This is a genomic window from Acinetobacter sp. NEB149, from assembly GCF_012516415.1.
GTDB classification, from domain to species: Bacteria; Pseudomonadota; Gammaproteobacteria; order Pseudomonadales; family Moraxellaceae; genus Acinetobacter; species Acinetobacter lwoffii_V.
Genome location: NZ_CP051208.1, coordinates 1,870,996 through 1,884,490 on the forward strand (window position 1 = coordinate 1,870,996; position 13,495 = coordinate 1,884,490).

Annotated in this window: 13 protein-coding genes; 7 read left to right on the forward strand and 6 right to left on the reverse strand. The window is 42.7% G+C overall.

What is annotated here, in order from left to right; genetic code table 11:
• The first annotated feature begins 232 nt into the window (after window positions 1–232).
• Window positions 233–763, forward strand: a complete 531-nt coding sequence (locus tag HGD77_RS08925) for a pyridoxamine 5'-phosphate oxidase family protein (RefSeq protein ID WP_004731434.1) — start codon at window positions 233–235, stop codon at window positions 761–763.
• Window positions 764–1,017: 254 nt separating this feature from the next.
• Here HGD77_RS08925 and HGD77_RS08930 read toward each other — a convergent pair whose 3' ends face one another.
• From HGD77_RS08930 to HGD77_RS08940, 3 genes are all read right to left on the reverse strand, one after another.
• Entirely contained in the window at window positions 1,018–2,664 is a 1,647-nt protein-coding gene (locus tag HGD77_RS08930) for an AMP-binding protein (RefSeq protein ID WP_004731435.1), read from the reverse strand.
• Window positions 2,665–2,931: 267 nt separating this feature from the next.
• Window positions 2,932–4,068: an acyl-CoA dehydrogenase family protein gene (locus HGD77_RS08935; RefSeq protein ID WP_004278771.1), complete on the reverse strand. Its 1,137-nt coding sequence runs from the start codon at window positions 4,066–4,068 to the stop codon at window positions 2,932–2,934.
• A 164-nt stretch (window positions 4,069–4,232) separates the two neighbouring features.
• Complete coding sequence (locus HGD77_RS08940) at window positions 4,233–5,003, reverse strand: SDR family NAD(P)-dependent oxidoreductase (RefSeq protein ID WP_004278772.1); 771 nt, start codon at window positions 5,001–5,003, stop codon at window positions 4,233–4,235.
• 138 nt (window positions 5,004–5,141) lie between these two features.
• Here HGD77_RS08940 and HGD77_RS08945 point away from each other — a divergent pair, with 138 nt between their 5' ends.
• On the forward strand, window positions 5,142–6,164 hold the full coding sequence (locus HGD77_RS08945; protein ID WP_174893667.1) for an AraC family transcriptional regulator: 1,023 nt from the start codon (window positions 5,142–5,144) through the stop codon (window positions 6,162–6,164).
• Window positions 6,165–6,392: 228 nt separating this feature from the next.
• Complete coding sequence (locus HGD77_RS08950; RefSeq protein ID WP_004278774.1) at window positions 6,393–6,746, forward strand: hypothetical protein; 354 nt, start codon at window positions 6,393–6,395, stop codon at window positions 6,744–6,746.
• A 182-nt stretch (window positions 6,747–6,928) separates the two neighbouring features.
• On the opposite strand, the gene prmC is transcribed toward HGD77_RS08950, so the two are convergent.
• Window positions 6,929–7,747 carry a peptide chain release factor N(5)-glutamine methyltransferase gene (gene prmC / locus HGD77_RS08955; RefSeq protein WP_004278775.1) on the reverse strand — a complete coding sequence of 273 codons (819 nt, stop codon included), beginning with the start codon at window positions 7,745–7,747 and terminating at the stop codon, window positions 6,929–6,931.
• A complete protein-coding gene (gene prfA, locus HGD77_RS08960; RefSeq protein ID WP_004278776.1) occupies window positions 7,747–8,835 on the reverse strand; it encodes a peptide chain release factor 1 in 1,089 nt (362 codons plus the stop codon). Before prfA ends, prmC begins: the two co-directional genes overlap by 1 nt.
• A 345-nt stretch (window positions 8,836–9,180) precedes the next feature.
• Between prfA and HGD77_RS08965 the strand changes: the two genes are divergently transcribed.
• The 4 genes from HGD77_RS08965 to HGD77_RS08980 all read left to right on the forward strand — a co-directional run bounded on the left by HGD77_RS08965 (window position 9,181) and on the right by HGD77_RS08980 (window position 12,384).
• On the forward strand, window positions 9,181–9,597 hold the full coding sequence (locus HGD77_RS08965; RefSeq protein WP_004278777.1) for a glycine zipper domain-containing protein: 417 nt from the start codon (window positions 9,181–9,183) through the stop codon (window positions 9,595–9,597).
• Window positions 9,598–9,842: 245 nt separating this feature from the next.
• Complete coding sequence (locus tag HGD77_RS08970) at window positions 9,843–10,298, forward strand: hypothetical protein (RefSeq protein WP_004278778.1); 456 nt, start codon at window positions 9,843–9,845, stop codon at window positions 10,296–10,298.
• 169 nt (window positions 10,299–10,467) lie between these two features.
• On the forward strand, window positions 10,468–11,472 hold the full coding sequence (locus HGD77_RS08975) for an LLM class flavin-dependent oxidoreductase (protein WP_004278779.1): 1,005 nt from the start codon (window positions 10,468–10,470) through the stop codon (window positions 11,470–11,472).
• A 348-nt stretch (window positions 11,473–11,820) separates the two neighbouring features.
• Entirely contained in the window at window positions 11,821–12,384 is a 564-nt protein-coding gene (locus tag HGD77_RS08980) for a hypothetical protein (protein WP_004278780.1), read from the forward strand.
• Window positions 12,385–12,630: 246 nt separating this feature from the next.
• Here the strand turns inward: HGD77_RS08980 and HGD77_RS08985 are convergent, their stop codons facing one another.
• Window positions 12,631–13,467: a pyruvate, water dikinase regulatory protein gene (locus tag HGD77_RS08985; protein WP_004278781.1), complete on the reverse strand. Its 837-nt coding sequence runs from the start codon at window positions 13,465–13,467 to the stop codon at window positions 12,631–12,633.
• Between the last annotated feature and the right edge of the window lie 28 nt (window positions 13,468–13,495).

Genomic DNA, 13,495 nt, shown 5'->3' on the forward strand with positions numbered 1-13,495 from the left:
CAGCTCTTTCTCATTTATAAAAGGTGTCAGACCTGAAGTTTTTTAAAATCTTTGTTATTGAATTTCCCTGTAAATCGAGCTGTCTTGTTTAGCAATTCTGTAGTCTCTGCCTATATTTGAGTATGAAAATGTATGAGTTCAGTGAGACCTAAGGCATCTGTCTCCAAATATGATTAATCTGAAAATACCAAGCAATCTTTTCAGCTTTCATAAAATCGTCTGGAGAACATACGTGACCGAGCATAACAATACTCAACATGATAATCGTGAAAAATTATGGGAATTGATCAAGGATGTCCGTTACACCATGATCAGCCATTTAACCGACACACATGAAATACACTCCCAGCCGATGACCATGCTGAACTCCGAGCAGATGAACGAACGTCAAAATTTATATTTTATTCTGCGTAACACGAATGATCTGGTCAAAGCAGCAGAAACAGGCCGTGGTCAGATCGGTCTGTCCTTTGCAAAACCATCAGATGGTATTTATGTATCGATCAGTGCTCATGCCCAGATCAGTACTGACCGTATTCTGATTGAACAGTTGTGGAATCCGTGGGCTGAAAACTGGTTTGAAGGCAAAGATGATCCTACCGTACGGGTATTGATTGCTGAAGCAGTCAGCGCAGAATATTGGAATGTGACAGACAACAAAGTCACCCAGCTTTTTAAAGCCTTAAAAGGCGGCGTAACTGGTGAAGCGGGCGAACCGCATGCAGAACATCAAAAAGTGAATCTACAAGGCAATATCTGGTAATGAATGAAATTTAGCCTCTTTATCTTAAGAGGCTAAATTTTTGATATATTTCATTTTAAATATTCATGTAATTTTACTGTAATGACATAAAAAATATAATTTTGCTTACCTCAATCTGCTTTCTTAAAAATATAAACTTGGGAAAATCGACGCAATATCTAACTAAAATTTGAGTAGAAGATTTATTTCTTAAAAAACCAAAAGGCTGCCATGGCAGCCTTTTAGTATTCAATCAAAAGATGAATTTTGAAAAATTAGCTGACTCGCTTTATCTCTTGAAGTTTAGCAACTTCCTGCTGTTTGAGTAAATTGCGCTGAATCTTGCCACTCGATGTCTTCGGTAAAGATGTCACAAACTCAATCTCTTTCGGATAGGCATGTTTGGATAAACGTGAACGTACATAACTTTGCAATTTTAACATTAAATCTTCAGTAGCAGGATAAGCCGATTTAAGCACCACAAAGGCTTTCACAATTTCAGTTCGTTCTAGATCTGGCTTACCAACGACTGCGGATTCAAGTACTTCTTCACATTCCAGCAAGGTACTTTCTACATCAAAAGGTCCAACCCGATATCCCGAGGTTGTAATGACATCGTCCGCACGTCCAATAAAATCAATACCGCCATATTCATTCAGCTTCACGGTATCACCAGTGAGATAATACTGCACGACAAATGACTTGCGGTTGTGACCTGCATAGCCTTCAAACCACATCAACGGTGAAGCTGAACAGTCAATTGCCAAGGTTCCAATCTCGCCTTTTTCTACTTCCTGATGTTCTTTGTTCAATACAGCAAAACGATGCCCAGGAATGGCAAAACCAGCTGAACCGACTTTTTTATAATGCTCCAGGCCATGATGATTGGCGATCACCATACCCAGTTCAGTCTGTCCATATTGATCATAGATATTCACATTTAAATCATGATTGAACCATTGAATCACTTCAGGCGTGAGCGGCTCACCAGCACTGCTTACCACGCGTAAATGCGAACTGATGCCTGCATCAAATTTTTCTTTAAAGCCAAAGAACATGCGAAATGCGGTTGGCGAACCAGTCAGGTTGCTGACCTGATATTTTTGAATGATTTGTACGGCGTTATCGACACTAAAGCCACGTTCATCCATGATGATGCTGTGCCCTAAACTGAGCGGCCCTGCAATGCCATAATACAGTCCATACGCCCAGCCCGGATCTGCCAGATTCCAGAAGGAATCTTCATCTCGCAGATCTACGGCGTGCAGCATATAGCCTTTAAAGGCCAATAACGCTTTTAAAGGCACAGGAACCGATTTCGCCAGACCTGTGGTGCCTGAAGTAAACATCATCAGGAAAATATCATTAAACTGGCAATTTACCGGTTCAAACTCTTCCGGTTGTTGCTGTAAGGCTGTCCAGAAATCAGCATCTTGATAATTATCCGCTGCTGCCTGATGCACAGTCAGAATATTAGGAACATTGAGATCATGGAGTTTCAGTCGTTGTTCTTCATCAGTAACGATCAACTGGGTATTGGCGGTACTGATACGATGTTCAATGGCTTTGCTTTCAAAGGCAGTAAATAAAGGTTGGTAAATGGCACCAATCCGCCAAGTGGCCAATATAGTAATTAAGAGTGCTGGCGTTCTTGGCAGCAACCCTGCAATACAGTCACCAGCCTTTAAACCCAGAGAATGCATATAATTGGCCAGCTGTCCTGAAGCCACGGCCAGTTGTTCAAAGGTCCACTGCTCTGCGTCTCCGTTTTTGCCTTCCCAAATCAGTGCAGTTCGGTTTTGACCCAAGTAGCGACCACAGCATTCGGTATACGCATTGATGTTCTCTGCGTTTCCAACCAGATGTTCTTGAACCATATTTTCAAAATTAAAATCAGCATATGCCTGTTCTAGTGTCTTCATGACGACAACCTCTTTCCTGTTGTAGTTTTCAGGCGACCTTGCCTGAGTTTGTCCATTTGTATTTGTTGTTCCTGCTGATTCCATCAGCATACTTTCTCAAATCTGCATTCATGCCCTAGGGCTAGAACATGAATAAGGCTTATTTTTCGATTATTCGTACTGTATGTCTTTAGATCATCATGTTCAGTTGAATCCTGCAATTTCCATATCCATCAACGTAAGTGCCAGATTTGAACATCAATCAAAGTCTGTTTTTTAAATTAAAAATCAGCGCTGACATACTTCACGTGCAATCACCAGACGTTGAATATCCGATGCACCTTCATAAATCTGGCTCACTCGTACATCACGATAAATTCGCTCGACCGGAAAATCAGAGACATAACCGTAGCCACCATGAATCTGGATCGCATCCGAGCAGACTCTTTCTGCAATAGTCGATGCAAACAGTTTTGCCATCGATGCTTCTTTTAAACACGCCAAGCCTGCATCTTTTAATGTTGCAGCATGCAAAACGAGCTGACGTGCGGCTTCAATTTGTGTCGCCATATCTGCAAGCCTGAACGCTACAGCCTGATGTTGCACAATTTCTACACCAAAGGCTTTACGGTCATTGGCATATTCCACTGCAGCATCTAGTGCAGCCCGCGCCATACCGACTGATTGTGCTGCAATGCCGATCCGACCCGATTCAAGATTCGACAAGGCAATTTTATAGCCTTCACCTTCCTGGCCCAGCAGGTTGGCAGCCGGAATCCGGCAGTTATCCAGAACGATGGTCGCGGTATCGGAACAATGCTGACCCATTTTCTCTTCTAGGCGTGACACGATATAACCCGGTGCATCGGTCGGCACCAGAAAGCATGAAATACCCTTTTTCCCTGCAGATTTATCAGTCACAGCAAAGACTAGTGCAATCTGTGCGTGTTTACCTGTCGTGATAAACTGCTTGGTACCATTTAGCACCCATTCATCGCCATCGCGTTCGGCTTTACACTCCAGCGAACTGGCATCCGAACCAGCCTGAGGTTCTGTCAAACAGAAACAGCCGAGCCATTCACCTGTCGCCAGCTTAGTTAAATACTGCTGTTTTTGTTCCTCTGTACCATAACGCTGAGTAATGCCACAAGGCAAAGAATTCTGCACACTGACAATCGTCGAGATTGCACCATCACCTGCGGCAATTTCCTCAAGCGCCAAGACCAGTGACACATAATCCAGACCTGCACCGCCCCATTCTTCAGCCACTGTCATACCCAATGCGCCAAGCTCACCGAGTTCTTTAAGTTCTTGTGCTGGGAATTGTGCCGTTTTGTCGCGTAAGGCCGCTGTCGGTTTCAGTTTCTGCTGCGAATAGTTACGCATCATGTCCTGAATCATTTTTTGTTCATCATTTAAAATCACGGGTATTTCCCTTCTTTATTTTTTTCTATCCAGCATTAGCAAGGACTTTTTAACTGCCAGAAATGTGATGCTTTCTGGATATATTCGGCAAATTCAGCATGCAACTTTCCCTGATACGTCATTGCCATTTTGATGAATCAGAGAAAATGTGTTTATTTAAAAAATTATTTTGGCGCCATACGGATTGCACCATCTAGACGAATCACTTCACCATTCAAATAACCATTTTCAAAGATATGTCCCACCAGCTGGGCAAATTCCTGTGGTTTGGCCAGACGCGATGGAAATGGCACCATTTGCCCCAAAGCATCCTGGACATTTTGCGGCATGCCTTTCAGCATCGGAGTTTCCATAATGCCCGGCGCGATAGTCATGACACGAATTGCCTCACGAGCCAGTTCACGTGCCAAAGGTAAGGTCATTGCGACCACAGCACCTTTTGAAGCAGCATAAGCAGTCTGGCCAATCTGACCATCATAAGCAGCCACAGAGGCAGTATTCACAATCACCCCACGTTCTTCTTCACCGGCTTGCAGCTCATATTTTGCGATTAAAGCCGCCGCATGACGCAGCATATTAAACGTACCATTTACATTAATATTCAGCACTTTTTGAAACATCGCCAACTCATGGATACCATTACGACCCAAGACTTTGGCAGAAGGTGCCACACCGGCACAGTTCACCAGGCCATTCAGTTGACCATAAGTCTTTTCGACCTCAGCAAAGAAAGCTTCAACGGCTTGTTCATTGGTGACATCCAGCTGAAAAAATTCAGCCTGTGCGCCCAGTTGTTGTTGTAATGCCTGACCCTGCTCCTGATTCATATCGACCAGAATTACTTTGGCACCTTGTTCAACCAGATGCGTCGCCGTAGCCGCACCCAAACCTGATGCACCACCTGTAACGACAACAACTTTTCCCTGAATGTTCATGTTTATTTCCTAACGATTTTTATATTTCAGATACGACTTAATATGCAGAGTAAACAGAGTTTTTATTCTGTACAATTTCCAAATATTGCATCTTGCATGATGTATTTGGACAATGAAAACAAGGATGTCAGACTGAATATGCATAAGCCTGCACCGGAATATAGCAAAGGCACCATCTCGATTGATCTGGTGAACGAAGCATTGCTGGATGCCAAACGGCTGCAATTTGATATCTCTGACATTCTAAAAAAAGCCAATATCCCAGCAGAAGTATTGAATGCTCCCAAGGCACGCGTATCCGTTAGCCAATTTGCCCAGTTATGGACTGTGCTTGCAGACAGCATGAATGACGAATTTTTTGGTATGGACAGCCATGCCATGCGTCGTGGTAGTTTTAAATTACTTTCGAAAATGGTCATGCAGGCAGATACACTGGAAAAAGCGCTGCAACATATTTTGCAATTTCTCAACCTGGTTTTGGACGATCTGCAAAGCACGCTCATGGTTGAGGAACACTATGCCTATATCGTGATTTATGATCTACAACAGACTAAACGCATGTTTAGTTATGCGACTTATCTGATGCTGATTCATACCCTGATCTGCTGGTTAAGTGGACAACGGATTTTGCTTAATCAGATTCAATTGAAATGCGCAGCACCCCTAGATGATTTTGATTACAAAGTCCGTTTTTGTGAACAGATTGAATATCAGGCCAGCGAAAATTACGTGCAATTTGATGCAAGCTATCTGCAATTGCCGATTAAACAGGATGCTCAGTCCTGGTATCAGTTTATTCAGCAAACCCCACAAAATTTATTGGTGCGTTTTAAAAACCCCTATGCCTTGAGCACCCAGATTCGCCGTCAATTACTGCAAGTTTCACCGGCAGAATGGCTGGAACTGAATGAACTGGCCTTAAAAATGAATATGTCTGAAGCGACCATGCAACGGCGTTTAAAAAGTGAAGGTGTCAGCTATCAACAGTTAAAAAATGAGATACGCCGGGATACCGCCATTGAATTGCTGACCCGTACTGAACAAAGTTTACAAGAGATTAGCGATCAGCTTAATTTTCAGGAATCCAGTGCATTTCATCGTGCATTCAAAAAGTGGACTGGCGTCAGTCCAGGCGCATATCGACAAAATAACATTAGATAATTTATATAAACTTAGACTTCAAAGATATTACCGAAAAATACTTAGATTCTAAGCATTTATTTTTATTATGATTATATATTTCAAGCCCTAAAACATATATTAGCAGGACTACACAGTCACCCAGAAAGCTTTGCAATTCACCCGGAAATAGATTATTTTTCATTCAATTTATAGCACTTTTGCTATTGGCTGTACTCTCCATTTTCCTTTCTAGTTGAAGGTATCTCCATGTTAAAGATGACTGATGTGCTTGGGCAAAATCTTGTCCAAAACTTCTCTAAAGCTTTATTTTCTTCGACTGATCTCATTACAGAACAGTTGAATCAAGGGATTTTAAATGCATCGGATGCAGAACTGAAAGATGCAATTCTGCACTTCTTTAACCAGGTAGATGCTGTGGAAGCGGCTCAGGCCCTTGAAATTCCGGCAGAACGTATCAATGAATTACAACAAGGTATTGCCTTGAAAGATGAAAAATCTCTGGCAGATACTTTAAAAGTTGTGGCACTTTGTCTGGCAATGGAAACTGGTAGTCTGGATCAGGTAGAAGTCTATGACTGTCTACAAGACTATCCAATGTAATTATTTTTAAAAATTCCTCGAAAGCGGTGCTCTGGCATCGCTTTTTTGTTTTTAGTTATACTGCGTTGGCATCATGTCATTCAAAATACTTAAGGTTTCAGATGCAGTCAGGAATTTATAAAGAAAAAATCCAATAAAAAAGCGACCACATCGGTCGCTTTTTTATAAAGATAGATGACAGATTAATGTGGCCATTGACCCAAAGTTACGCGATCATTCCCGCCATAATCTTTAACCGTGCGGACTTGCTTATAACCCGCCTGTTTAAATAGATGTTGTACGGCGTCTGCCTGATTATAACCATGCTCAAGCACCACCCAACCATTCACGGTCAAATGCTTCTTGGCTTGCAGAATAATCATTTCAATATCGGCCAGCCCCTTTTTATCTGCCACCAGCGCACGTTCTGGTTCAGTCGCCAGATTCTGCATATGCACATCATCAGCGTCGATATAAGGTGGATTCGATACAATGGCGTCAAAGAATTGACGGCCAAATGGCTTCAGCCATGAACCCAGAACAAATTCTACATTCTCAATATCGTGTTGTTCCGCATTATATTTCGCCACCTCAAGCGTAGGCTCGTAGATATCGGAAGCCGTTACTGTCCAGTTAGAACGTTCAGATGCCAGTGATAAGGCAATTGCGCCAGTACCTGTACCCAAATCTACTACACGGGCATCTTCAGGCAGGTCTAACTTCAATACCGTCTCAACCAGTACTTCAGTATCCGGACGTGGCACCAAGGTATCTTTGGTCACTTTTAGATCCAGTGTCCAGAATGGCTGTGAACCAGTGACATAAGCCAAAGGCTCACCGGCAGCAATACGCGCCAACCCGTCTTTATACGCTTGTTCCTGTTCCGGCGTTAACTCCTGATCCTTTTTCATCAGCAGATCAAATGAATCAATCTTGGTGATGTGTTCCAATAACCAGGCATTTTCCTGACGTTCGTAACTTTCAGCTTCGCCGCGTAAAGCCAAGGCTTGTAAAATATTCATTATCCACCATTCTGCTGTGCAAGCATGGCCAACTGATCCGCCTGATATTCGCGGTGCAGACTATCCAGCAATTCGGTCAAATCACCTTCCATCACGGCATCCAGCTTGTATAAAGTCAGGTTAATGCGGTGATCGGTCATACGACCTTGCGGATAGTTATAAGTACGGATACGTTCCGAACGATCACCCGATCCCACCAGGTCACGACGCATTTCCGAGGTTGCTGCATCTGCTGCTGCACGTTTGGCATTTTCCAAACGTGATACCAGCAGTGCCATCGCTTTGGCCTTGTTCTTATGCTGTGAACGCTCTTCCTGACATTCCACTACGGTGCCAGTTGGAATGTGGGTAATACGTACTGCAGAATCGGTTTTGTTAACGTGCTGACCGCCTGCACCTGAAGCACGATAGGTATCAATGCGCAAATCCGCCGGGTTAATGTCGACCGAGGTATCAACATCAATTTCAGGAAGAATCGCAACGGTACATGCTGAGGTATGCACACGGCCTTGTGATTCGGTCGCTGGTACACGCTGTACACGATGCGCACCACTTTCAAATTTTAGACGACCGTAAACACCGTCACCATTAATCAGGCAGATGACTTCTTTATAGCCGCCATGTTCGCCTTCATTTTCAGAGAGGATTTCAATACGCCAGCCTTGGTTTTCCGCATATTTACTATACATACGGAATAAATCGCCTGAGAAAATCGCAGCTTCATCGCCACCGGTTCCGGCACGAATCTCAAGATAAGCCGAGTTGGCATCATTCGGATCTTTCGGAATCATCAAGATGTTCAGATCAGCTTCAAGCGATTCAATTAAAGCTTTATTCTCTTTAATCTCTTCCTGCGCCATTTCCTTAAAGTCCGGATCTGACAGCATGGCCTGAGCCGTTTCAATGTCTTCTTCCGCCTGTCTGTACTTGGTCCAGACATTAGTGATTTCTGTTAAGTCATTATGCTCACGTGACAATTGACGGAAGCGCTTATTATCAGAAATGACTTCTACATCAGCCAGTAATGCGGTCAATTCTTCATGGCGGTCAGAGAGTTGGTCTAATCGTAAACGTAACGATTCTTTCATTTTCTAAAAAATCTCAAACATAGGCTGGGACTAAAAACCGATTTAGCACAGCGAAATCAAAAAATTGCGCCTAGTTTAACGACTCTGGCTTCTAATGAACATCATTATTGAGTAAGTCCGCGTTGCTATCATTCGTGCTCTACAGCATTTGTTAACAAATATGATTAAAAACAGTGGAATTGCCTTTTTTATAGTCGATCTTATTCTTATTTCTTGCCGATTTTACAATTCGCCAAATAAAGCAGGGAATTATGAAGAAACATCTTCATATTGTTTTGGGCATGATTTGTTACATTTTCCGCATCGAAATAATTACAGTCCTGTTGATGGACACGGAGTGATGACATGAAACTCAACGCACTTTTAATGAGTACAGTTTTAGCTGCTGGTTCAATGATGACCGTAAACGCACATGCCGACAGTACAGCGCGTGTTGCAGCAGCAAGTGCTTTAGGTAGTGTTGCAGGTACAGCATTAGGTAAAAACATGGGCGGTAACACCGGCGCAACCATTGGTGCTGCTTTAGGTGGTGCTGGCGGTGCAGCAGTTGCAAGCAGCAAGAAAAACCGTACTGAATCTGCCATTGGTGGTGCCCTAGGTGGCGGTGCCGGTTATACCGTAGGTAAAAATATGGGCGGTACTAACGGTGGTTATATCGGTTCAGCCTTAGGTGCTGCCGGTGGTGCGGCACTGGGTAACAAGATTGCCAAAGATAAAGCGGTGGAAAAACGCTCTAAACACTGGAAAAAACGTTACCGTTAATTTGCGCTCAGGCAGTTTAGACCAGACGCTACATTTAACATGAAAAGCACCTTTTGGTGCTTTTTTTATTGTGGCTTTAATACGTGAATTTTCAATTAATACATGGAATTATCCTGTCCACATCATGAATAAATTAAGGAGATAAAAATCACAATTCGCCAACACTGCCTTCATGCTGTTTTGCGCTTGCTAGATTAAATTTATCTCATCAACAAAATATAGCTAGATATATAAAAGGTGTCCTCATGAACTATAAATCTCTAATGATCGCTGTCGTAGCAACCTCAGCCATGGGTATGACAGCTGCCAATGCAGGCAATACAACCAATACAGCTTTAGCTTCTGCTTTGGGTGGTGTCGTTGGTGCCGCAGTAGGCAATAAAATGGGCGGTACTACTGGTGCAACAATCGGTTCAGCGATTGGTGGTGGTGCGGGTGCCGCAGTAGCAGCAAATAAACGTGACCGTAATGGTGCGATTATCGGTGGTGCTTTAGGTGGCGGTGCAGGTTATGCAGTTGGCCGAAACATGGCAGGCACCAACGGTGGTTATATCGGTGCGGCACTGGGTTCAGCAGGTGGTTCAGCTTTAGGTAAAAAAGTTAGCGAAGACCGTCGTTATGATGACCGCAGCGAACGTCGCTATAACTCTTCTCGTAACTACCGTTATAACGATTATCGCTATAACAACCGTCGTCGTTAAGATTCTCTCCCCTTATTCTTTCCTCCTTTATAAGCATCTTCGGATGCTTATTTTTTTGCCTTTATTTTTTATCTTTATCTTTTGGTTTACACTTATATCGATTTTTTTCGATATACAAACGCCTTCTAAAGTCGTATGCTTTTAGAGATGTCTATTTAAGAGTAATACTATGCGTACGCTTAACGATACCCAGTTCTCTATACTCGAACTGGTTCCTGTTCGTGACGACAAGACTATTCAATTCGCGCTAAACCATGCGCTGGAACTTGCCCAAGCAGCAGAAAAATTGGGTTATCGCCGGATGTGGCTGGCAGAACATCATAATATGGATGGCATTGCCAGTTCAGCAACCGCAGTTCTCTTAGGCTATTTACTGGCGAATACCAAAACCCTAACTTTAGGCTCTGGTGGAATTATGCTGCCGAATCATGCTCCACTAGTAGTAGCAGAACAGTTCGGCACCTTGGCAACGCTCTATCCGGACCGGATTGAACTGGGTCTGGGCCGCGCACCCGGTACAGATCAAATGACCATGCGTGCCCTGCGTCGTGGCCGTCAGGAAACCGAAGATCAATTTCCGCAGGATGTTCTGGAAATTCTGCAATATTTTAAAGATCCAATTCCAGGACAGCGTATTGTGGCAACGCCGGGTCAAAGCACGCATGTACCTGTATGGTTATTAGGGTCCAGTCTGTTTAGTGCGCAATTGGCAGCAAAACTCGGCCTACCTTATTCCTTCGCTTCGCATTTTGCCCCGCGTATGCTGGGTCAGGCCATTCAATTATATCGTGAAAACTTTGAACCGTCTGAATATCTCGATCGTCCTTATGTATCGATGGGCGTACCGACCTGTGTCGCAGATACCGATGAAGAAGCACAATATCTGTCGACCAGTGCCTATCAGCGGGTTTTATCACTGATTCGTGGGCAAAGCCTAAAACTTAAAGCACCAATTGATTCGATGGAAGGTCTGTGGTCGCCGCCGGAAAAAATGTCAGTCGATAATTTCTTTGCCATGGCTCAGGTCGGTTCCAAAGAAACCGTTAAAGCCGGTCTGGCATCGCTTTTAGCCAAATATGACGTGGATGAGTTTATCTTTACTTGCGACATCTATGACACTGACAAACGCCTACATAACTTTGAGCTGTTGATGCAAATTAAAAATGGTCAGTAAATAAGAGTTGCATCTACCTATTCTCAGCAATGGGTAGATGTTTTTCATCTTTAAAGATAAATGACTAAAAGAAACATCCCAGTAAAATCATTTTTATTGACCTTTTCTATTAAAAAGCTTCTTTCTTGAACGAATACTTCACTTCTTTTCCTTCATCCATCTCAGCAAGTTAAAAGTCATTCCTTTTGGATCGCCTGTAAATCCATTCAGTCTTCAATAAAATCAGATTTTATATTTTGCTCAAATAGATGACTGTCTAAGTTAAATTTTTCACTTTACCCTGGCTTGAGTTTTTGTTTATATCTCATACAAAGAAAATTAATTATTAAATAAATTCAAGGAATTCTAATGTCTACCAAGCATGATCCACACGCTGGTATTTTTGAAAATCGCCCCGAACATTTTCAGCAGTTTAATGGAATTAAAGTGCCCTCTTCCGAACTGTTAAAATTGGGTTATGCAGATAAAGATATTGCGATTATTGGCACGGATCAGTTTACCGTGAGCCAGCTGGATAAAATCAGTCAACATGCCCGTTCGGTAAAAGTTTTCCAGATTAATCCTGCTTTTGTACTGCCCGGTTCCGACCGAATTCTGCAACGAATTATTAATCACCCATTGATTGGTAAAAATCGCCGCTTATTTAACAACCGCATTAAAAGCTTGCTTTCTCTGCGGTTTTTAGAAAATCAGGTGCAGAATTTGTGGCTAAGACGCCAGTTAATGCCAAATCTTGCATCTTCCCGTAAAATTTATCTGAAATCAGATCATTATTATGCTGCCCTACAACGTGAAAATTGCCGCCTGATTACCTGGCCGATTCTGAAAATTTCGGAAAATACAATTCATTGTATTAATGGTGAACAGCATCCGGTCGATATCATTATTCATACTTATTTAGCAGAAAAATAACTCACGCTGGCGAGTAAAAATGAAAAATTGGTAAGCTGATAATGAGATTTTTATTTACGTATCAAGAACCGACATGATGATTTATTCAACAGAATGAGCAAAGAAGACTCTTTTATATTTCAGAATATGATAGTTGGTATTTTCTTAGAATTATAAAATTCATACATTATTTCGATTAATCAATGCTTACTTGTAATTTTTAGCTATAAATCAAAGCCAAACCGCAGTTTGGCTCTGGCTGGTTTCTTAACCGATTCGACGTTTTAAACCGGTCATTTGCAACACACGTGTTGAGATTTCTTCAATCGACATTTCAGACACATTCAGGTACTTGATGCCTTCCGAAATATAAATTCCTTCAATCGCACGCAACTCCATCTGACACTGACTAAAGCTGGCATAACGGCTATTGGCCTTACGCTCAGAACGAATGGCCACAAGGCGTTCCGCATCAATCATCAGGCCAAACAGCTTGTTTTTATGCGGTCGCAGCACGGCTGGCAGTCGGTTATCATCCAAATCTTCTTCAGTCAGTGGATAGTTCGCCACGCGAATACCGAACTGCAAAGACAGATAAATAGAGGTCGGGGTTTTACCTGAACGCGATACACCAATCAGGATCAGGTCAGCTTTATCATAATGACGGGTACGTGCGCCGTCGTCGTTATCTAAAGCAAAATGAACAGCATCAATACGGGCCTTATAAGACTCAGAGTCGGTCACCGCGTGGGTCTGCCCGACTAAAGTTGTAGGAATCGTGCCTAATTCATCAGCCAACTTACTAATAAGCCCTTCAAATACATCGAGATTTACTGCATTTGCAGTATTAATAATGTCGCGCACATAGGGATCAACTAGGGTATCAAATACCAGCGGTTTTTCACCGTCGATTTGAGCTCTTGCATTGATCTCTGCCACCACATTTGTAGCCGCTTCTTCGGAACTAATGTAAGGGATAATATGAATGTCAAATTTCACATGCGGAAACTGCGCTAACAGCGAGTGTCCAAGGGTTTCAGCGGTGATGGCGGTACCATCTGAAATAAAGAAAACACTACGCTGAATTTGTTTACCTTCCGACATTAAAATTCTCCTCCAACATTTGTCTTAG

What these genes read in the sequence shown, in the direction of transcription:
- HGD77_RS08930 (WP_004731435.1), bottom strand. Translation starts at nt 2,664, where the DNA reads ATGAAGACACTAGAACAGGCATATGCTGATTTTAATTTTGAAAATATG.
- HGD77_RS08940 (WP_004278772.1), bottom strand. Translation starts at nt 5,003, where the DNA reads ATGAACATTCAGGGAAAAGTTGTTGTCGTTACAGGTGGTGCATCAGGT.
- HGD77_RS08945 (WP_174893667.1), top strand. Translation starts at nt 5,142, where the DNA reads ATGCATAAGCCTGCACCGGAATATAGCAAAGGCACCATCTCGATTGAT.
- HGD77_RS08950 (WP_004278774.1), top strand. Translation starts at nt 6,393, where the DNA reads ATGTTAAAGATGACTGATGTGCTTGGGCAAAATCTTGTCCAAAACTTC.
- prmC (WP_004278775.1), bottom strand. Translation starts at nt 7,747, where the DNA reads ATGAATATTTTACAAGCCTTGGCTTTACGCGGCGAAGCTGAAAGTTAC.
- prfA (WP_004278776.1), bottom strand. Translation starts at nt 8,835, where the DNA reads ATGAAAGAATCGTTACGTTTACGATTAGACCAACTCTCTGACCGCCAT.
- HGD77_RS08965 (WP_004278777.1), top strand. Translation starts at nt 9,181, where the DNA reads ATGAAACTCAACGCACTTTTAATGAGTACAGTTTTAGCTGCTGGTTCA.
- HGD77_RS08970 (WP_004278778.1), top strand. Translation starts at nt 9,843, where the DNA reads ATGAACTATAAATCTCTAATGATCGCTGTCGTAGCAACCTCAGCCATG.
- HGD77_RS08975 (WP_004278779.1), top strand. Translation starts at nt 10,468, where the DNA reads ATGCGTACGCTTAACGATACCCAGTTCTCTATACTCGAACTGGTTCCT.
- HGD77_RS08980 (WP_004278780.1), top strand. Translation starts at nt 11,821, where the DNA reads ATGTCTACCAAGCATGATCCACACGCTGGTATTTTTGAAAATCGCCCC.
- HGD77_RS08985 (WP_004278781.1), bottom strand. Translation starts at nt 13,467, where the DNA reads ATGTCGGAAGGTAAACAAATTCAGCGTAGTGTTTTCTTTATTTCAGAT.